Raw genomic sequence first — 19699 nt, forward strand, 5'->3', positions numbered from 1 at the left:
CCGGCAACGGCTCAACGCCCATCGCCTCAGGAGAACCCGAGTGTTTGCGCCGCAGCGTCAAAGAGTGCAAGTGTCGCTATAGCCATGCCAAGAACGTCACATCCGACTTCTACCGCACACCTCCGACTTACTTGCGTAAGTGTGAACCGCCCCCCGGCGATTCCGGAGTTCCGGAAATGCCGGGGCACTTCACCGAAGAAAGCGATGTTCCGCTGTTGTCTGATGGCAAGCGGATCGTCGGGGAATCTCTGATTCGACTCTGGGCCATTGGATGCTAGAGGCTCAGCAGGACGCGAGACCCGTCGGGGCGCTTCACCACGACCTCCAGCTCGCCGCCTGTGGCCTCGACGTACTTGCGGAGGGTGTCGACCCGGCTGGTGCCCAGATTGCCGTGCTCCATCTGGGAAACGCGGTTCTGTCCGACGCCGATGGCTGCTGCGAGGGAGGTCTGGGTATAACCAGCGTCTTCGCGCAGCTCACGGAGACGGTACTGCGCAACTTCGCGATCCATCTCGTCCTTGATTGCGTCGATGCGGGCACGGTTGCCCGGACGGCGACGTCGAAGGTCATCAAGCGTGGTCATCGTTTCTTCCCCTTTCTTGTCTGCGGCTTGGCGGCTTTGGCCGCTTCAGCCTCCTTCTTTAGCTTCTCTTGGTGTTCGGTGAACAGGCGATCGGCGATGGGGATGTTCGTCGCATACCACTTCGTCCAATTTCCTGCCTTGTCCCCGGCGACGAGCATGATCGCCCGGGACTGGATGTCGAAGGCGAACAGCACTCGTATGTGGGCTCCGCCTTTCGTGGCGCGAGGTCGAAGCTCCTTCATGTTCGGGTGCTCTGATCCTTCGAGGGTGTCTACGAACGGTCGGCGCGTGACCGGTCCGTGTTCCTCCAATTGCTCAAGAGCCGCAATCACGTTGTCGTATTCCTCGTCATCGAGGGTGTCGATCCACGCTTCAATGAGGGTCAGATCGACCTCCCATTTCCGCACAACCGGATACTATCAGCGTTAACTGATATCAGCTAGAGATGATTCCCGGAGGCGTCGGGGGAGGTCGTGCTGGGACCACTCAGGGACCACACGTCATGCACGATGCTGAACGACCTGCGCGTTCATGAACGTCACCCATCGCGGCCTTGGCCGCGGAAACCGCACGCGACCTGGGAAAATTCGCTACCGCTACTTCCTGGTATCAAGTGGAACGTAAGCGCGCCGACCGGGCTGCTTGCCGGCGCCGGTCGTTCCTCGCTCGGCGCCGGCCGGCCCGGCAATCAGTCGCTGATGTCGCCATAAAAATCCAAGGGCGCGCGATTCGGCGACCGGCGCCGATCTGCCGCAACCACGCGTCGCAAATTGCGCATTTGCGACTCAACGTCGATTCAGAGGCAAGTCCAGATCAAACTGTCTCCACGCGAATGAATCCCTCCGGCCGGCGCACGGCGTCCCCGCTCCTCATCGGCGCAATTATCCGGCTTCCCGATCGGACGAGTAAAGGGCGCCTTCGGCGTCACTGCGTGATGGCTTAGCCCACCCGTGACACGTCCGCTCATCAGCAGAGGATCGCCGGTATTAGAAAAGCGGGGCATGGCGTACAGCGAAAACAACCTACCCGCGGCATCCTCGGCGGTTTGACCGGCTGTCAAGGGTCGAACCGTCGGTTCGACCGCATACGGCTTGGCCTTGACAACCCGCCAGACTAGACACATTTTGTGCCGGCTACCGGGACAATGGTCCTCGGAGCACAGGAGTCTTCGCCGACATACGCAACGTGTTCGACATGGCTACAAGAGCCGTCGGTAGCCGATTGCACGGGGGACGGGCAGATTAATGACTTGTCAGCAACCCGAGGTGCCGCTGCTGCGTATCGAGTGAGGCTATCCAGCCGATACCGCAGTCCATACCGCAGCGCTTCCAGACCTCGCCAGCTCCGGCCAATGCAACAAACCCTATTGAACCAGCTAGAAGCCGGTATTTCCCTAACGGACCAACGCTAGCCGACGCAGCAAACGCCCAGGTACACCGATTATGAGTCCGCGGCTCTAACCAACTGAGCTACCGCCCCGCAAGGGAAATTTCTGCTTCTATCTTCCGCCTTCTGTCACAACGCCTGCGCAGTACCGACGCGCCGCGCGGCGCTCGCGCATGACAATCGAACCTACGAAAGGGTAGACCAACGCGGCAGCAGCTGGGCGCCGTGAGGCCGGTTGAGCACCTACGTGCGACCGCCCCGCCGACAGCATTTCGGCGGTTACCAGCGATCCGCGCAGGAACCACCATCCGCGATTAGCAATTAGCGTTGCGTCAAGAGCCGAACCAGCGCACCCACCCGACAGCCGAGAGGAGGGCCATGGCCGACGTGCTACCAGCTGGGCTGACGACGGCCGAGGCCACCCACCGGCGCGCAAGAGACGGCGCCAACCGGCTCCCCGCGGCGCGGCGCCCGTCGGTGATCCGTCGTCTACTCGGTGAGCTGACCCACTTCTTCGCCCTGTTGCTCTGGGCGGCGGCGATGCTCGCCTTCATCGCCAGGCTCCCCCAACTAAGCATCGCCATCATCGCTGTGATCGTGCTCAACGGCGTTTTCGCCATGATTCAGCAAGCACGGGCCGACCGCGCCGCCGACCGCCTGCAACAGATGCTGCCGACGCGCATCACGGTGTGGCGCGACGGCCGCCGGCAGGTTGTCGATGCAGAGGAGGTGGTGGTCGACGACATCCTTCTGCTGGAAAGCGGCGACCGGGTGCCTGCCGACGCCGTGGTGCTCGCCGAGAACCGGTTGCTTGTCGATTCCTCCATGCTGACCGGCGAGAGCGTGGCGGGCGCCGTGGTCGAGGGCGACACGTTGTTCGCCGGAACCTTTGTCGTCGAGGGCGATACGTGCGCCCGGGTCACCGCGATCGGCCAGCACACGCGCCTGGCCAGCATCGCCCGGCTGACAACATCGACAACCAAACCCGACACGCCCCTGACCCGCGGCCTGCGCGGCGTGGTCCGCCTCACCGCGGCGATCGCGGTCAGCGTCGGCGTGGTCTTCCTGCTCGTCTCGATGCTGGTGGGCAACCCCGCCGAACAGGCCTTCGTGTTTGCGATCGGCGTCACCGTCGCTCTGGTCCCGGAGGCGCTGCTGCCCACGGTGACGCTGTCGCTGGCGTGGGGCTCCGAGCAGATGGCCAAACGCCAGATTCTGGTCCGCAACCTCGAGGCCGTCGAGACGCTCGGGTCGACGACGTTCATCTGCACCGACAAGACCGGCACCCTCACCCGCAACCAGATGACCGTCGTGGATGCCTGGACACCGGCTGGATCGTTGACCGTCGACGGCGCCGGCTACGGACCTACCGCCACACTGGCCTGGTCCTGTCCCACCGCTGAGGGCTCGGTCCGTGAGCTCGCCCAGGCCGCCGAGCGCTGTTCCACCGGATATGCCGAAGAGGCCCAAGGCAATTGGCGCGCCCATGGCGACCCGATGGAAGCGGCCCTGGACACCCTGGCCCGGCGCCTGGGCTTCGACACGGACGCGGACCGTCGCGCCATGACAGCGCAGTTGCGGTTCCCCTTCGACCCCCGGCTGCGCCGGATGGCCGTGGTGTTCGCCGACGAGATCATCGTCAAGGGGGCACCGGATACGGTCCTTCCGCTCTGTGGTGACGACCCGGCGGCGCACCGGGCAGTCGATGCCCTCACCGACCGTGGGCTGCGGGTGCTCGCCGTCGCCGCCAGCCCGCGCAACGGCCGCACACCGCGCAACCAAGAAGACTGCGATCAGGACGCCCGCCTGCTCGGCCTGGTGGGATTGCAGGATCCGCCGCGCGACGGGATCTCCGAGTCGCTGCAGGCCTGCCGGCGGGCCGGCGTGAAGGTGGCGATGGTGACCGGCGACCATCCCGCCACCGCCACCGCCATCGCCGACCAGGTGGGCCTGCGCTTCCCCGACTCGCCGGTGTTATCGGGGGCCGACCTGCCCGAGGACGAGCAGCATTTGGCCGCCCTGCTCGACCGCGACGGGGCGGTGATCGCCCGGGTGTCCCCGGAGGACAAACTTCGGATCGCCCGCGCGGTGCGCTCCCGGGGCCACGTGGTGGCGATGACGGGAGACGGGGTGAACGACGCCCCGGCGCTGCACGAGGCCGACATCGGCGTCGCCATGGGCGAATCCGGCACCGACGTCGCCCGCGAAGCCGCCGACCTGGTACTGCTCGACGACTCCTTCGCCGGCATCGTGGCCGGTATCGAGCAGGGTCGCGCGACGTTCGTCAACATCCGACGGTTCCTGACCTACCACTTGACCGACAACGTCGCCGAGTTGGCGCCGTTTCTGGTCTGGGCACTTTCGGGTGGCCTGTTCCCGCTGGCACTCGGCGTATTGCAGATCATCGCCCTGGACATCGGCACCGACACCCTATCGGCGGTTGCGCTGGGAGCCGAGCCGCCGGCACAGCACCTGCTCGAAGGTCCGCCGGTGCACGGACGGCTGATGAACCGCACCGTGCTGCGCCGAGCCTTCGGACTGCTGGGACCACTCGAGGCCGTCCTTTCGCTGGCCGCCTTCCTGGTGTCCATGCTGGCGCTCGGCTGGCGTCCGGCCGACCCGTTCCCCACCGGGCATGCCTTGGCGGCGGCATCCGGCGCGGCATTCATCACGGTGGTGTTCGCTCAGACGGCCAACGTCTTCGCCTGCCGGTCATCCTCGCGCTGGCCCGGCGCGCTGGGCTGGACCACCAACCGGCTTTTGGTGCCGGCAGCGCTGATCGGGCTGGCGTTGTCGTTGGTCGAGTTGTGGGTGCCTCCCGTGGCCAGATTGCTCGGCCAGTGGAACCCGCCCCTGTGGGGCTGGGTCGTCGCGCTCAGCTCGATGCCGATCCTGCTCGCCGTTGACGCGCTCGACAAGCAGCTGCGCGCGCGGCACCGCCGCCGCTCTCCAAGCGGGGCCACACCCGGGCTGCGCAAACCGAATAATGTTGATCGGTAAAGCTTTTCATACCGTGGACCGGGAGGCTGACGGGCACGGCCGATTGTGTTGATCGAGGAAATGTCGAACGCGGCCGTCGCCCACATCGACGGTTACGGCGCAGGTTCGAGACGGAGCGGTCGGTGGCACAGCCTCAAGGCAATCTCACGCGGGAGGAAATACGTCGCGCGGCCTACGCAGCGGCGGACCTTGACGATCCAGAGGCGATGCGCCGCACCTAGCAGTGACCAGGTGGCTGATCGACGGATCGCAACGAAGTGCACACAAAGCGTCGCGCCGCAGGGGCGTTGGGTGGCAGACAGCGGCTTCTACCGCCTGTCGGGGAGTCACTCGCAAAGCCGCATTGCATACGAGCGCACCACAGCGGGTACTCGCGAAGCCAAGCGGCGGAGGTGGCGAATGAGAGTGGTCGTGGTGGGTGCCACGGGCAACGTGGGCACCAGCGTGGTCGAGGCTCTCGGCGCCGACGAGCAGATCGACTCGATCGTCGGCATCGCGCGTCGCAGCCCGGGGTGGCAGCCGCCGAAAACGACCTGGATCCAGGCGGACATCTCGAGTGACGATCTCGAGCCTCACCTCCGTGGTGCAGCTGCCGTGGTGCAGCTAGCCTGGATCTTCCAGCCGACGCACGACGAGCTGACCACCTGGCGCAACAACGTACTCGGCAGCATCCGCGTCTTCGCGGCTGCCGCCCGGGCCGGGGTTGATGCGCTGATCTGCGCCTCGTCAGTGGGCGCGTACTCCCCCGGCCCGCAGGATCGCGGTGTCGACGAATCCTGGCCCACCCACGCGCTTCCCACAGCGGCGTACGGACGGGAGAAGTCGTATCTGGAACGCGTGCTCGACACGTTCGAGCGCGATCATCCGAAGATACGGGTGGTTCGGCTGCGGCCAGGCTTCATCTTCAAGCGCGAAGCGGCCTCCGAGCAGCGCCGCCTGTTTGCGGGACCGCTGCTGCCCGCCACGCTGGTGCGGTCCGCGCGGCTGCCGATCATTCCCGATCTGCCCGGCCTTCGGCTGCAGGCACTGCATTCCAGCGACGCGGGACGGGCCTTTCGGCTTGCCGTCGTCCAACCGGTGCGCGGGGCGTTCAACGTCGCGGCCGACCCCGTCCTGGACGCCAGGACGCTCGGGGAACTGCTGGGCGCCCGGCCGGTCAAGCTGCCGTCCTGGCCCATCCGGACGCTCGTTGCCGCTGCCTGGAAGCTGCACCTGCTCCCGACCAGCCCCACCCTGCTCGATCTGGCGTTAAGTCTGCCGCTGATGGACATCACGCGCGCCCGAATCGAACTCGGCTGGACTGCGTCGCGGACATCTCTGGACGCGATCAGCGAGTTCCTCGACGGACTCAGGTCAGGCGGCGGGATGAACACCCCGCCGCTCGAATCGGGCGCCGGCGGTCGACTCCGGCAAAAGGAGTTCGCAACCGGCGTCGGGCAACGTGCCACTCCATGAGGGTGCCACTCCATGAGGCGGTCAACGCAGAACCGTTGAGGGTACCCGATCAGTTGCTAGCCGAATTCCGCTCGGCGGCAAGCAGATCTGCGTGCGATACATCGACCGATCCCGGTATAACGATCGGGCGGGCAGCCCGCTGTTGGGTTGAGTATGCTTACCATCCGACAGCACCCGTCTTGGAGCACCGCCCGTCCGCCTGACGTTGGGGCACAGGTTTCTGCCGACTCGCATCGGGAACCGCGAGAAACCCTCACCATACCGAGTCGTCGGGCTGGTCGATGGTTAGTGATCGCAGTCAGCTCACGCCTTGATCCCCACGATGTCCTGCGCGATGGATGCGACACGCGTTTGGGCAGCCGATACGATGCGCTGCCGATTTTTGTTGGCCTCCTCGTAGGCGATTATCGCCCGCACATCACCAGCGTTGGTGAGTTCCTTCACCGCCGCCACTGCCTCGTTGACATTCAGATCGTCATATTTGCGGATGGGCAGTTCACTGGATGCCAGCACACCTGTCCGGGCACGCGCGGAGTGCAATGCATCGGCAGCTTCGCCCGCGCCTTCCCTGCGGGTAACCCGCTCGGCCGCGCCAAGGGCAGCGTCACGCGAGGCAGAAAGCGCCTTGACCGCCACGTCGCTGGCATGACCGCTCCGGTTCACCAGCTCCTTGAGCGACGGCCCGGTAGAGCGCAGCGCCTCCGCTGCCCGGTCTACTCCGCGCGTGGACCAGGCGACGGGCAAGTTGACCAGTTTCACCGCCGTACCGGTGGCCGCCTGTAACGGGGTGCGACGCAATGCTGCCGGACCGCCGAGTGCATCTTCGGCCAGCACCGTGGTGAGCCAATCGACCGTCGCGGAGTGAGCGGTGATCAGGCGGGCCGCCAGGTTTTCAACGTCCCGCTCCTGGGCGGCCACAGCCAGCGCTTTGATGTAACGCGCGCGATCAAGCAGCTGGTCCTCGAGCGCGAGATCACCCAGTAACGCCTCGTCGAACGGTTGGGCCTGTTCAGTAAGCGCCTTGACCGCGGCGGCGGCGCGGCCCAGGAACGGGCCGACGACGTCAGGGTAGCCACCGAGTCGGCGGATTGCCGTCTCGATAGCCCCAGCCCGATCGCGGGCATTCGCCGCGTTTTGGGTCAGCTCGCGGCGCACCGCTTCGGTACGCGCTTGGGCGACGCGGGTTTCCGCGACCTGGATTTCGGTGTTGGTCAACTGAAGGACCGTGCGCAGTTGCGCCACAAGTGTGGTCCTGTCCGATGCCGTCATTGAAGTTCCCTCCCTGAGTTGAGATCTGGTTCGCGCACTTTCGCATCTCTGAGCGGCTACCCATTTTCTGTCCGCCCCATAACATCGATCTTCGATCCAATGGCGTCGGACCACCTGCGCGTCGCCGATCGAACTGAATCCGTTTCAGAATCCCACTAATGGGTAGCCCGACCATGCGGCGCCGGGCGTTCGCTTGCGCTGCTTCTCACAGGGATTAGAGCACACTGGTCCGAACTTGGTCTCACTAAACGACATTGGATCGAGAACACCCGAATTTTGGAGGGATAAACATGCGCAAGACCATTGCAGTGGCTTCTGCGACTGGGGCACTACTGTTCGGCGGCACGGGCGTAGCCAACGCCGCTGTGCAGGACGCGCCCACGCCATCATCGACCACTACGACGTTGGCAGACAACAACAATGACCAACACGGCGACAACTCGGGACTCTGGGGGCTTCTCGGGCTCCTCGGCCTGGGTGGACTCGTCGGGTTGAAACGGCGCAAGGACGCCGGCACGGGTGTCGCCCCCGCCGCGGCCCGGCGGCCAGGAGTTTAGTCGTCTCGTCCAGTCAGCTGGCCTCGTCGAGCCCTTTATCGTTCGACGAGGTCCGCTGGCTGGCCTGCCCACAGTCGTTTCAGCGCACCGGTTATCAAAGATGTCGAATGCGGCAAATTGCTTGTGGGCCTAGTTATTTTCCTGACGGTGGGCCTTCAGTAGCCCGCTGGTCAGCGCCGCCCGTGGCACGAATCAACTTGCTGCGCACCATAATACGCGGTTTGCCGCTTGTCTCGATTATCCGCCGGGATTGGCGACCCCGATCTGAGCGGCCAATGCTTCTCAAAATTGCGGTGTCTCGCCATCCGGAGCACGATCCCTTCTTCAAACTCGCGGGCCCCATACCAGCAGACGAAACGAACTCGACCAGGCGCTGAGGGCTTTCGTGGCCGGTCCTGCGGGGCGATGTTCGACGTCGGTATTGTGGCGGCGCCAACAGAGTCCGTCCGCACGCGGAGGCACGGGGATCAGTCGGACATGGCGATGGCCTGATCGCACGCCCGCGATGGTGTGCGTGCAACTGGCCCGCACGTCCAACCCGCCCACACGAGTTGGCCGCCTGCCGCAACAACCCTTCGGTTAGCCTTCGCCGGATTCCAGGCTGGCGAGGGCTTCTCGGATGCTCTGGTTCATCTGTTGCAGGCTGGGCGCGGGAGGCTTGTCGGGCGACTGCTCACAGTTGCAGGTGGTTACCGAGGCATCCGGCTCATCAGCGGCGGCCGGGGCGGCCAACGCTATCGAAGCGCCGACAGCGATAGCGGCGCTGATCAGCGCTTTTGTGATCATCTGGCGTTCTCCTCGGGCCCGACAACCGCGACAGGTGCGGCGCGCCCATCCTCGTGCCGATCACAGCGGTGTGTTGTCAACCACCCAGACCATCTCCGGTGCGTAGACATAGATCGCTGCTGCGACCTCAAACGCAGCCTGCTCCGCGGTCAAGTTCGTCCGATCGTACACGGCATCGGCAAGCGTCGAGGCCATCAATGGCGGATTGTCTGCCACCCGCACGTTGTCGGCGATCTGCCGACCCAGCACGGCCGCATCGCAGTCGGTGTTGCCGGAAGTCGCGCCGATCTGCCGGTGTTGCAGCAGCGCGACGTAACGCTTGTCCTGCGCGCTCAAGACGCAGTCCGCCGAGGCTGGCGGTGCTACGAGCAGAACGTGGCCCAGCATCAGGGCCGCCAAGATTATCCCGGCGACTCGCCCGGGTGAGCTCAGATGTGTGGCATTCATTGTCGAACCTGCCAATGGAGCAGATGCCCACTAAATACTGATACATCTAAGTCAACGCCAAAATGTTGCAGAGTGCTACTATTTGGCCCCCGCGGAGCGCATCAATACACGTAGACGACGGCGCCATCGCCGCCGCCGCATACGACCAGCTCCCCGTCCGCGGTGCAGGTCATGGCATAAGACTGGCCGGTCACGGGGCTCACGGCAGTGATCTGGCGAGGTGTCGAGCCGGTGGGTGCGCTGGCTCCGTAGGCGAGCCGCACCTGTTCGGCGAACTGACACGATGTCGCCGATGACCCGACCGCGGATTGGCTGAAGCCGCCGGCAGGCCCCGCCGTGCTGGGACACGGCTGGGCACCCTCGGGCAGCTTCACCGGCCTAGTCGTCGAAGTCGTCGCAGTCATCGAAGTCGTCGCAGTAGCGCCGGAATCCAGCGTCCACGTCGGGCAGCGCTGCGTTTTGAACGCGACGTCGGTGGGCGCGATCGTCACGACCTGCGGCCCGGTTCCGGCGCCGTTGACGATGATGTCCTCGACGGTTCCGCCCAGTCCTCTCAGCCGCTCCCAATAACAGTCTTTGCCGCCCGGCGAGCGGTACGTGCCGGGACGGATGTCGACTCCGACCCGGTAGGTGCCGTCGCCCGCAACGGTGCTTGCCGAACCAGCGGGGGTGGTGGTCGTCGGGATCGACACCGTGGTTCCGGGGTATATCGGCGGGAGCCGGGATTGCTCGCTGTCGTGGGCCGTCATGGTCGGCCTGGCGGTCTTGCCGCCGGTCCCAAAACAGCCGGCCACACTCACACCCACGGCAACGGCAAAAAGCACCCTGACCGCCATCCTGACCGCCATCCTGACCGCCATCCTGACCGCCATGGTGCCGATACCCATTGTCAGTTGAACACCGTCTGACCGTCGGCCCCGATCAGGTACCGTTCGGTGCCCTGCTCCACCCTCGGCGCGTCAGCACCTAGCGACACGGCAATCTTGTTGCTGGCGTTACGCATGATGTCAAAGGTCAGCTCGATGGCCTCCGCGTCGGCGAACCTTGAGCGCACCTCGGCGGCGACGTCGGCGGCGAGGTGCGCAGGCGTCCAAATTAACGCATCCGTATACCGTAGGGCGGCTTTTGTGCGATCTTCTAACAGAACCGAGGCCTGGAAGCGCTCAATCTCTTCGTACAGCGTTTCCGAACCACCGGAATCCAGCGCGGTGCCCTCACGCAACGACTTGCAGAGCCGGCAGTTGTGCTGGGCCGCACCGCGCAACCGGACCAGCTCGGACGTGACCGGATCGAGTGCGCGCATCCGAGCCACCGCGGGCAGGAAACCGTTGAACAACGCCGCGGACCCATCGGACTCGCGATCCCACCCGACCGGTCCCCGCGCCCAGCCCAGATACTCCGAGCCGACTCCAAGTGCTTCCAGTCCCGCTCGCACCCGCGGCACGAAGTCGGCGATGAATATCGACACAACGGCACCAAAGGTGTTGTCGCCCAGGTGTTCAAACAGGCGGGTTCGTTGCTCGGCGGTGATCCCCGAGACATCGACGCTGAACTGTTCGGCAAACTCGGCGACCGCGCATTCCGCCGCTGACTCAGGTCCGTCGACGACAACATCGGATGGTAACGGGGGCAGCGAAAGCGCCCGCCCGCAGACCCGCCGGACCAGGCCCACCACTCGACCGTCACCGGGGGACAACGCGACCAACCGGGCGAATTCGTCACGCACAGCCATCTTTCACACGCTAGAACGCACCATCACCGCACAGCAATCGGCTATTGCGCCTGGCTGACGGAGGACATGTGGAAGTCCGGTATCCGCAGCGACGGCATAGCCGCCCGGGTGGCCCAATTCCCCCATTCTCGGGGCAGGGTGACCTCGCTGACGCCGGCCTGCGTGGCCCGTCGCAGCAGGTCCAGTGGGCTTTCGTTGAATCGGAAGTTGTTGACCGCCGCCGTCACCGCGCCGTCTTCGACGAGGTAGACGCCGTCGCGCGTCAGGCCGGTGAGCAGCAGCGTGGTCGGGTCGACCTCGCGGATGTACCACAAGGTGGTCAGCAGCAGACCGCGCTCGGTGGCGGCGATCATCTCCGCCACATCAGCCGACCCGCCCGTCATCAGGAGATTGTCGGCGCCCACGGCGATTGGTGCGTCGTACTTGGCCGCGGTGGCTCGCGGATAGGCCAGCGCGTTGATCACCCCGTCGCGGATCCAGTCCACATGGCCGATCTCCATGCCGTTGTCGAACACCGATACCGTCTCCGACGAGTTGCTCACCGCGACGAATGGCGTGCACACCAGGCCGGGCGCCATCGGGTCGGAAAACAGCGTCAGCGGCAGCTCGGTGAGCCGCTCCCCCACCCTGGTTCCGCCGCCGGGAGCACACAGCGCGGTGCGACCCTCCTGCGCGCCACGGCCGGCCATCGACCACACCAGATACAGCATCAGGTCGGCTACCGTCGACGGCGGCATGATCGTCTCGTAGCGTCCCGGGGGCAGCTCGACCCAGCGCTGCGCCCACCCCAGCCGGGTGGACAGCTGATCGAGCAGGACATCGATTGGCACACCGGCCAAGTCGGGCGCGCCGACGCCCGCCCAGGCACTGGCGTCGCCGCGTTTGACGTTGATCTCCACCGCGCCGGCCGGTTGTGTGTAGCGGCGGCGCAAACCGGTCGACGACGCCAGGAATGTCGTCGAAAGGCTGTGGTGCGCATAGCCGTACAGCCGGTCGCCGCCACCGAACTCCCGGCTCAGCGACACCGCGAGGTCGGCGAATACATCGATACCCGTGCCGGAAACCGGCGCGTCCCAGTCGACGGGCACACCGGGGTCGGCCAGCAGCGGTGCGACATCACCGGCTTCCGGCGCCGAACGGGCCGCGTCCTGCGACGCGGCCACCAGCCCGGACAATGCCGACGGGTCGACCTCACCTGACTCCACTGCGCCGACGTAGGCACTATCACCCTGGCGGACAATGGAAATAACAGTGACGCTGCGGCTGTTCGAAATCCCGTTGGTGGTCATGGAATTGCCCGCCCAGCGCAGCGTCACCTCGGTGCGGTCGACCACCAGCACCATGGTCTCGTCGGCGCGGCCACGCTGCGCCGCCTCCTGCAGGACGATGTTGACGACGTGCTGGGCAGTGATCATCGGCCGCCTTCGGTACGGGTGTTGAGCACGTTGACACCACGGAACAGGGCCGACGGACAGCCGTGACTGACGGCGGCGACCTGGCCCGGCTGGGCCTTGCCACAGTTGAGCGCGCCACATAGCCGCCAGGTCGATGGGCCGCCCACGGCCTCCATGGAATTCCAGAAGTCGGTGGTGGTGGCCTGATAGGCGACATCGCGCAACTGGCCGTCCAGACGGCCGTCGCGGATGCGGAAGAATCGCTGACCGGTGAACTGGAAGTTGTAGCGCTGCATGTCAATTGACCATGATTTGTCGCCGACGATATAGATGCCGTCCGCCACCCGGCCGATGAGATCGGGGGTGCTGAGATCCTCGGGGCCGGGCTGCAACGAAACATTGGGCATCCGCTGGATCGGCACGTGATGGGGTGAGTCGGCGTATGAGCAGCCGTTGGAGCGCTCCTTGCCGAGCCGCAGCGCGAACACCCGATCGAGCTGATAGCCGACGAACACTCCGTCGCGCACCAGATCCCAGCTCTGCGCGGCCACCCCTTCGTCGTCGTAACCGATACTGGCCAAGCCGAATTCGACGGTGCGGTCGGCCGTCACGTTCATCACCGCTGCGCCGTAACGCAGGCTCCCGAGTTTGTCCGGCGTGGCGAACGAGGTACCGGCGTAGGCCGCCTCGTAGCCGATCGCGCGATCGTATTCGGTTGCGTGGCCGATAGATTCGTGGATGGTCAGCCAGAGGTTGGTCGGGTCGATCACCAGGTCGGTGCGACCCGGAGTCACGCTGGGCGATTTGATCTTCTCGGCCAGCAACGACGGCAGCTGCGCCAATTCGTCGGTCCAGTTCCAGATCTGGTCACCGGCGACCAGCTCCCAGCCCCGGGCCGCCGGTGGCGCCAGGGTGCGCATGGAGTCGAAGGTTCCCGCCGCCGCATCGACGGTCACCGCCTCCAGCGACGGATGTAACCGCACCCGTTGCTGGGTGATCGACGTTCCGTTGGTGTCGGCGTAGAAGGTCTGCTCCTTGGCGGCGTTCAGCCTGGCCAACGCGTGATTGACGCCGTCTGCGCTCAACAGTCGCCCGGAATACTCCCGCAGCACGGCGATCTTCTCGGTGGCAGGCAGGCCGAACGGGTCGATCTCGTAGTCCGACACCCATCTGGCGTCGGCGTAGACCGGCTCCGGCGCCAGCTCGACACGCTCGGTGTTCAGCGCGGCAAGTCTGGTGGCCACCTGCACCGCGCGGCGCGCGGTATCGGCGGCCACCGACGGCGCCAGCTCGGCGTGGGAGGCGAAGCCCCAGGTGCCATCGACGATCACCCGCACCGCGAAGCCCAGGTCGTGGCTGACGATCGCCGTCTCGAGTTCTCCGTCGCGCAACTGGATGATCTCGGTGTTGATGCGGTGTATCCGCAGGTCGGCGTGGCTGGCTCCGGCCGCGGTGGCCGCTGACAGCGCGGCGTCGGCCAACGCGTGGCGCGGCAGGTCCAGAAAGTCGGAATCGATTCGCCGCTTTGGTGTCACGACTCCACCGTATCCACCACGCTTTAATACACCCATGCGCGCCACGCCACGCCGACCCACCGCGTTGGCCTACGCCCTGCTGGCGCCCAGCCTGTTCGGCGTGCTCGCTTTCCTGTTGTTGCCCATCCTGGTGGTCGTCTGGCTGAGCCTGTACCGCTGGGATCTGCTGGGCCCGCTGCGCTTCGTCGGGCTGGCCAACTGGCGATCGGTGCTGGCCGACTCCGGCTTCGGCGGCTCGCTGGTGGTCACCGCCGTCTTCGTGGCCATCGTGGTGCCGGCGCAGACGGTGCTCGGGTTGCTGGCCGCGATGATGTTGGTCCGGCGGCTTCCGGGCACCAACTTCTTTCGCACGCTCTACGTGCTGCCCTGGATCTGCGCCCCGCTGGCGATCGCGGTGATGTGGCGCTGGATTCTGGCGCCCACCGACGGAGCCGTCAGCGCCCTGCTGGGGCGCCGCGTCGAATGGCTCACCAATCCCGACCTCGCCTTGCCCCTGGTCGCGGCCGTCGTCGTCTGGACCAACGTGGGCTATGTTTCGCTGTCTTTCCTGGCGGGCCTGCTGGCCATCCCCGACGACATCCACGCGGCCGCACGCACCGACGGCGCGACAACCTGGCAGCGGTTCTGGCGAATCACGCTGCCGATGCTGCGGCCGACCACCTTCTTCGTTCTGGTCACTGGAATCGTCAGCGCTGCACAGATTTTCGATACCGTCTACGCGCTGACCGGCGGTGGTCCGGGGGGAAGCACCGAGCTGGTGGCCCACCAGATCTATTCGGAGGCATTCGGTTCGGCGGCCATCGGACGGGCGTCGGTGATGGCCGTGGTGCTGTTCGTCATTCTGGTCGGCGTCACCTTCGTTCAGCACCTGTACTTTAGGCGACGGATTAGCTATGACCTCACGTAACCTGTCCAACGCCGTGATCTACGCCGGCCTGATCCTGGGCGCGCTCATCACGCTGCTGCCCTTCGTGCTTGGGTTGTTGACGTCGTTCACCTCCGCCCACCAGTTCGCCACGGGCACGCCGCTGCAGTTACCGCGCCCACCGACGTTGTCGAATTACACCGACCTGGCCGGCGCGGGCTTCGGCCGCGCGGCGGTGGTCACCGCATTGATAACGGCGGTGATCCTGCTGGGCCAGCTGACGTTTTCGGTACTGGCGGGCTACGCATTCGCCCGGCTGGAGTTTCCCGGACGCGACCTGTTGTTCTGGGTCTACCTCGCCACGCTGATGGTGCCGGCGACGGTCACGGTGGTGCCGTTGTACTTGATGATGGCTCAGCTCGGCCTGCGCAACACGTTCTGGGCGCTGGTGTTGCCGTTCATGTTCGGTTCGCCGTACGCGATCTTCTTGCTGCGCGAGCACTTTCGCATCATCCCGAAAGACTTGATCAACGCCGCGTTCCTGGACGGCGCCAACACCCTGGACGTGCTGGTGCACGTGGTGATTCCGTCCAGCCGTCCGGTCCTGGCCGCCCTGACACTGATCACCGTGGTCTCGCAGTGGAACAACTTCATGTGGCCGCTGGTGATCACCAGCGGCCACAAGTGGCGGGTGTTGACGGTGGCCACAGCCGACCTGCAGTCGCGGTTCAACGCCCAGTGGACGCTGGTGATGGCGGCCACGACGGTCGCGATCGTTCCGCTGATCGTGCTGTTCGTTGCGGCCCAGCGGCATATCGTCTCGTCGATCCTGGTCTCGGGGCTCAAATGACGCGTCGCTGCGCCGAGATTGCCGCTCGGGCTTTGGTACTGGCCGATCCACGACCGTCACGGCAGTCTGGATGCCAACCATGACTCGGCCCCGGTTTTCCACCCTCGTCGCTGCGGCGCTCACCCTGACCGCGGTGCTCCTCGGGGTCACGGTAGTGGCGCTGGACCGCGCGGGGGAACCGGCCGGCGGCAGGATCATCGTCACGGTCCGGCTCTGGGCCGAGCCGATCGCGCTGGACTACCAGCGCTCGTTCGAAGCGTTCACCCGCACGCATCCCGGCATCGAAGTGCGCACGAACCTGGTCTCCTACTCAACCTACTTCGACACCCTGCGCACCGACGTGGCCGGTGGCAGCGCCGACGACATCTTCTGGCTGTCCAACGCCCACCTGGCCGCCTATGCCGACAGCGACCGGCTGATGAAGATCGGCCCACACCTCGATGCCGGCGATTGGGAGCCGTCGGTGGTGGACCAGTTCACCCGTAACGGCATCTTGTGGGCGGTGCCGCAGCTGACCGACGCCGGGGTCGCGCTGTTCTACAACGCCGACCTGCTGGCAGCGGCCGGCGTGGACCCGGCGGAGCTGGACCGGCTGCGGTGGAGTGCCGGCCCCGACGACACGTTGCGTCCACTGCTGGCCCGGCTCACCGTCGACGCCGACGGACATGTAGCCGGCACACCGGGTTTCGAAGCGCGACGGGTCCGCCAGTGGGGCTACAACGCCGCCAACGACCCGCAAGGCATCTATCTCAACTACATTGGCTCGGCCGGCGGGGTATTCCAGCGCGGCAACGAGTTCGCCTTCGACAACCCGCCCGCCATTGAGGCGTTCCGCTATCTGGTCGGCCTGATCAACGACGACCACGTCGCGCCGCCGGCCTCCGACACCAACGACAACGGCGATTTCTCCCGTAACCAATTCCTGGCCGGCCGCATGGCACTGTTTCAGTCCGGCACCTACAGCCTGGCGCCGGTGGCCCGTGATGCCACGTTCCACTGGGGTGTGGCGATGCTGCCGATCGGGCCGGCGGGCCGGGTGAGCGTTACCAATGGCATTGCAGCAGCTGGTAATTGCGCTACCAAGCATCCAGACGCGGTGCGCCAGGTGCTGGCCTGGATGGGCAGCAGGGCAGGCAACGCATATCTGGGACGGGACGGTGCGGCCATCCCGGCGGTATTGTCCGCCCAGCCGGTTTACTTCAGCTACTGGAAAGCCAACGGGGTCGACGTCACCCCGTTCTTCGCGGTGCTGAAGGGACCGCGCATTCCGGCGCCCGGGGGCGCCGGATTCGCTGCCGGCTACGACGCCCTCAAACCCTACTTCGACGAAATGTTCCTGGGCCGCGGCGATGTCGCAACGATCCTGAGGCAGGCGCAGGCCGCGGCCAACGCCGCAGCCCAGCGCTGATGCGGCTCGACTCTTAGCCGGGCAGCACCAATACCGGTACCGGGCTGTGGCGGATGATCTTGCCGCTGCGCGAACCGAGAAAGACTCGGGCGATATCACCGCGCGGTGAGGTGCCCAACGCCAATATCTCACCGTCTTGCCAGTCCGTCTGCCCCAGCGCCTGCTGCCACCCATTTCCGCTGATCACTTGCAGCACAACGTCTTTGCCTACCACGGCGTCGGTCTTGAGTTTTTCCAGCATTTCTTGGGCCTGCGCCGCCCAGGCCTGCAACACCCATGACTCGGCGTGCAGGCCCACCTCCGGTGGATACATGGTCCGGCCGCGGACCGCGAAAGTGATCACCCGCAACGGCACGCCGTAGCGCCGGGCCAGCTCCGAGCACCGCTGCACCACCTCGATCGAGTCCGGCGCCGCAGAATAACCACAGGTGAGCCGGGTAAGCCGGGCAGTGGGCGAATCGTACTGACGAGGGCTGATCGCCACCGGCACCGGTGACGAATGCAACAGCCAATCGGCGGTCGAGCCGATCAATACCCGCGCCCGTCGCCCACTCGGGAATGAGCCCAGCACCAGCATCTCGGCGTCGACTTCCTCGATCACCTCGATCAATCCGCCCGACACCGACCGGTGTTCACGATGCACGTAGCTGACCTCGACCCCGTCGGCCACGGTGCGCAGGTAACGCTGCGCCTCCGTCGCCGAGTCGGTGGCCAGCTCGGTGGCCCACTGCTCAAAGTCCGGTTGCGACAGCGATGCCGGCAGCCAGGGCTTCGGCACGATGGTCGCCACCGTCAGCGACGTGTTCAGCGTTCGCGTCAACCGAACGCCCAGCTGCAGCGCCGACACACCGACCCGGCCGGCCAGATACCCCACGACGACGCTCACAGCTCCTCCCTACGTGGATCCGCAAGCAGCGCAGGGTTATTGAGCGCGCTGTGGTGGCGCCCCCAGAAGAGGTAGAACAGCAGCGCCGCCGCCACCCAGGCGGTGAACGCAATCCAGGTGTACCAGTGCAGGCTGTAGAGCAGGTAGCCGCAAGCCAGTACCGACAGGACCGGTGTCACCGGGTAACCGGGGACCCAGAATCCCCGCGGCAGCTCGGGAGCACGCACCCGCAGGATGATCACGCCGAGCGACACCACGATGAACGCGGTGAGCGTGCCGATGGACACCATGTCCGCCAAGCGGTCCAGCGGCACCACAGCGGCCAGGATCGACGCGGCGACCGCGACGATCACGGTATTGCTGACCGGAGTCTGCGTGCGCGGATTCACCGCGGCGAACCGTGCCGGCAGCAACCCGTCACGACCCATCGCAAACAGAATGCGGGTCTGACCGTACAGAGTGACCAGCGTGACGGTGAAAATGGAGATCACCGCTCCGGCCGCCAAAATGGTACTGGCCCAAGTGCTGTGGGTGACATTGTCCAGAATCGTGGCCAGCCCGGCCTCTTCCTGGGCTTGGAAACGCTGCCACGGCTGGGTACCCAACGCGGCGAACGCAACCAGCACGTAGACGCCGGTCACAACGAACAGCGCCGCCATCAGTGCGCGCGGCACACTTTGCTGCGGATTGGTCACCTCCTCACCGGCGGTGGACACCGCGTCCAGGCCGATGAAGGAGAAGAAGATGGTGCCGGCCGCCGCTCCGATGCCGGCAATACCGAAGGGGGCGAACTGGGCGAAGCGATCGCTGCTATAGGCGGTCAGCGCGAGGACGACGAACATGCCCAGCACCCCGAGCTTGATCAGCACCATGATGGCGTTGACCTTCGCCGACTCACTGGCGCCCCTAATCAGCAGCAACGCGCACAGCGCGATCAAGATGACCGCCGGAAGGTTGACATACCCGTGCGCTTGGCCAGGCTGCGTATCCCAGGGCGCCATCGACAACGCGCTCGGCAGGCGCAACCCGAACACGTTGTGCAGCAGCTTGTTGACATAACCGCTCCAGCCGACCGCGACCGCGGCGGTGGCCACCCCGTATTCGAGCAGCAGGCAGGCCGCCACGCATACCGCGACCGCCTCGCCCAAGGTGGCGTAGGCATACGAGTACGACGAGCCCGAAACCGGTACCGCCGAGGCCAATTCGGCATAGCAGATGGCCGCGAGACCGGCAGCAATGCCGGCGATGACGAACGAGACGATCACGCCTGGGCCCGCCTGCGGCACAGCCTCGGACAGCACGAAGAAGATCCCGGTACCTATCGTCGACCCGACGCCGAACATGGTCAGCTGAAAGGTGCCGAGGCTGCGTTTGAGGCCGCCGTTGACCCCGGCCGCGACCGCGGCGCCGACCACCGGGCGGCGCCGTAGCATCTGCTGTCTGAGACTGACCGACGTTGCCGGCAATTGCCCTCCTGGTGCTGGACCAGGCTGATTATGAACCCGGCTTGCCGCCATCCGGCAGCGAACCGCCTGAATGGTCGGGC

17 protein-coding genes are annotated in these 19699 nt (G+C 65.7%); 6 read left to right on the forward strand and 11 right to left on the reverse strand.

Features of this window, described 5'->3' with window-relative positions:
- Positions 1–274: 274 nt before the first annotated feature.
- Both EET13_RS18330 and EET13_RS18335 read right to left on the reverse strand, forming a co-directional pair.
- Positions 275–583, reverse strand: a complete 309-nt coding sequence (locus EET13_RS18330) for a helix-turn-helix domain-containing protein (protein ID WP_122443617.1) — start codon at positions 581–583, stop codon at positions 275–277.
- Positions 580–990 (reverse strand): type II toxin-antitoxin system RelE/ParE family toxin, encoded by a 411-nt coding sequence (locus EET13_RS18335; RefSeq protein WP_122443618.1) that lies wholly within the window; start codon positions 988–990, stop codon positions 580–582. The genes EET13_RS18330 and EET13_RS18335 overlap by 4 nt, the downstream gene beginning before the upstream one ends.
- Before the next feature lie 1357 nt (positions 991–2347).
- Between EET13_RS18335 and EET13_RS18340 the strand changes: the two genes are divergently transcribed.
- Both EET13_RS18340 and EET13_RS18345 read left to right on the forward strand, forming a co-directional pair.
- A complete protein-coding gene (locus EET13_RS18340; protein WP_122443619.1) occupies positions 2348–4969 on the forward strand; it encodes a cation-translocating P-type ATPase in 2622 nt (873 codons plus the stop codon).
- Positions 4970–5368: 399 nt separating this feature from the next.
- Entirely contained in the window at positions 5369–6424 is a 1056-nt protein-coding gene (locus EET13_RS18345; protein ID WP_122443620.1) for an NAD-dependent epimerase/dehydratase family protein, read from the forward strand.
- Positions 6425–6727: 303 nt separating this feature from the next.
- Here the strand turns inward: EET13_RS18345 and EET13_RS18350 are convergent, their stop codons facing one another.
- Positions 6728–7693 (reverse strand): coiled-coil domain-containing protein, encoded by a 966-nt coding sequence (locus EET13_RS18350; protein ID WP_122443621.1) that lies wholly within the window; start codon positions 7691–7693, stop codon positions 6728–6730.
- Between the two features lie 290 nt (positions 7694–7983).
- Here EET13_RS18350 and EET13_RS18355 point away from each other — a divergent pair, with 290 nt between their 5' ends.
- Positions 7984–8250 carry a WGxxGxxG family protein gene (locus tag EET13_RS18355; RefSeq protein WP_122443622.1) on the forward strand — a complete coding sequence of 89 codons (267 nt, stop codon included), beginning with the start codon at positions 7984–7986 and terminating at the stop codon, positions 8248–8250.
- Between the two features lie 579 nt (positions 8251–8829).
- Here EET13_RS18355 and EET13_RS18360 read toward each other — a convergent pair.
- The 6 genes from EET13_RS18360 to EET13_RS18385 form a co-directional block, all read right to left on the reverse strand.
- Positions 8830–9036, reverse strand: a complete 207-nt coding sequence (locus tag EET13_RS18360; RefSeq protein WP_122443623.1) for a hypothetical protein — start codon at positions 9034–9036, stop codon at positions 8830–8832.
- 60 nt (positions 9037–9096) lie between these two features.
- A complete protein-coding gene (locus EET13_RS18365) occupies positions 9097–9483 on the reverse strand; it encodes a DUF732 domain-containing protein (protein WP_122443624.1) in 387 nt (128 codons plus the stop codon).
- A 101-nt stretch (positions 9484–9584) separates the two neighbouring features.
- A complete protein-coding gene (locus tag EET13_RS18370) occupies positions 9585–10370 on the reverse strand; it encodes an Rv1352/Rv1906c domain-containing protein (protein ID WP_244603987.1) in 786 nt (261 codons plus the stop codon).
- A gap of 2 nt (positions 10371–10372) precedes the next feature.
- Positions 10373–11215, reverse strand: coding sequence for a carboxymuconolactone decarboxylase family protein (locus EET13_RS18375; protein ID WP_122443625.1), 843 nt, complete (start codon positions 11213–11215; stop codon positions 10373–10375).
- Positions 11216–11256: 41 nt separating this feature from the next.
- A complete protein-coding gene (locus EET13_RS18380) occupies positions 11257–12630 on the reverse strand; it encodes a TldD/PmbA family protein (protein WP_122443626.1) in 1374 nt (457 codons plus the stop codon).
- Entirely contained in the window at positions 12627–14144 is a 1518-nt protein-coding gene (locus EET13_RS18385) for a TldD/PmbA family protein (RefSeq protein WP_122443627.1), read from the reverse strand. The genes EET13_RS18380 and EET13_RS18385 overlap by 4 nt, the downstream gene beginning before the upstream one ends.
- A 34-nt stretch (positions 14145–14178) precedes the next feature.
- On the opposite strand from EET13_RS18385, the gene EET13_RS18390 reads away from it, so the two are divergent.
- From EET13_RS18390 to EET13_RS18400, 3 genes are all read left to right on the forward strand, one after another.
- A complete protein-coding gene (locus tag EET13_RS18390; protein WP_122443628.1) occupies positions 14179–15051 on the forward strand; it encodes a carbohydrate ABC transporter permease in 873 nt (290 codons plus the stop codon).
- Positions 15038–15859, forward strand: coding sequence for a carbohydrate ABC transporter permease (locus tag EET13_RS18395; protein ID WP_122443629.1), 822 nt, complete (start codon positions 15038–15040; stop codon positions 15857–15859). Before EET13_RS18390 ends, EET13_RS18395 begins: the two co-directional genes overlap by 14 nt.
- A gap of 79 nt (positions 15860–15938) precedes the next feature.
- The gene (locus tag EET13_RS18400; protein WP_122443650.1) at positions 15939–17267 is read left to right on the forward strand and encodes an ABC transporter substrate-binding protein; all 1329 of its coding nucleotides are present in this window, start codon (positions 15939–15941) and stop codon (positions 17265–17267) included.
- 13 nt (positions 17268–17280) lie between these two features.
- Here EET13_RS18400 and EET13_RS18405 read toward each other — a convergent pair whose 3' ends face one another.
- Together EET13_RS18405 and EET13_RS18410 are read right to left on the reverse strand one after the other, a co-directional pair.
- Positions 17281–18153 (reverse strand): universal stress protein, encoded by an 873-nt coding sequence (locus EET13_RS18405; protein ID WP_122443630.1) that lies wholly within the window; start codon positions 18151–18153, stop codon positions 17281–17283.
- On the reverse strand, positions 18150–19619 hold the full coding sequence (locus EET13_RS18410; protein WP_122443631.1) for an amino acid permease: 1470 nt from the start codon (positions 19617–19619) through the stop codon (positions 18150–18152). Before EET13_RS18410 ends, EET13_RS18405 begins: the two co-directional genes overlap by 4 nt.
- Positions 19620–19699 lie beyond the last annotated feature (80 nt).

This window comes from Mycobacterium attenuatum (genome assembly GCF_900566085.1).
GTDB lineage: Bacteria > Actinomycetota > Actinomycetes > Mycobacteriales > Mycobacteriaceae > Mycobacterium > Mycobacterium attenuatum.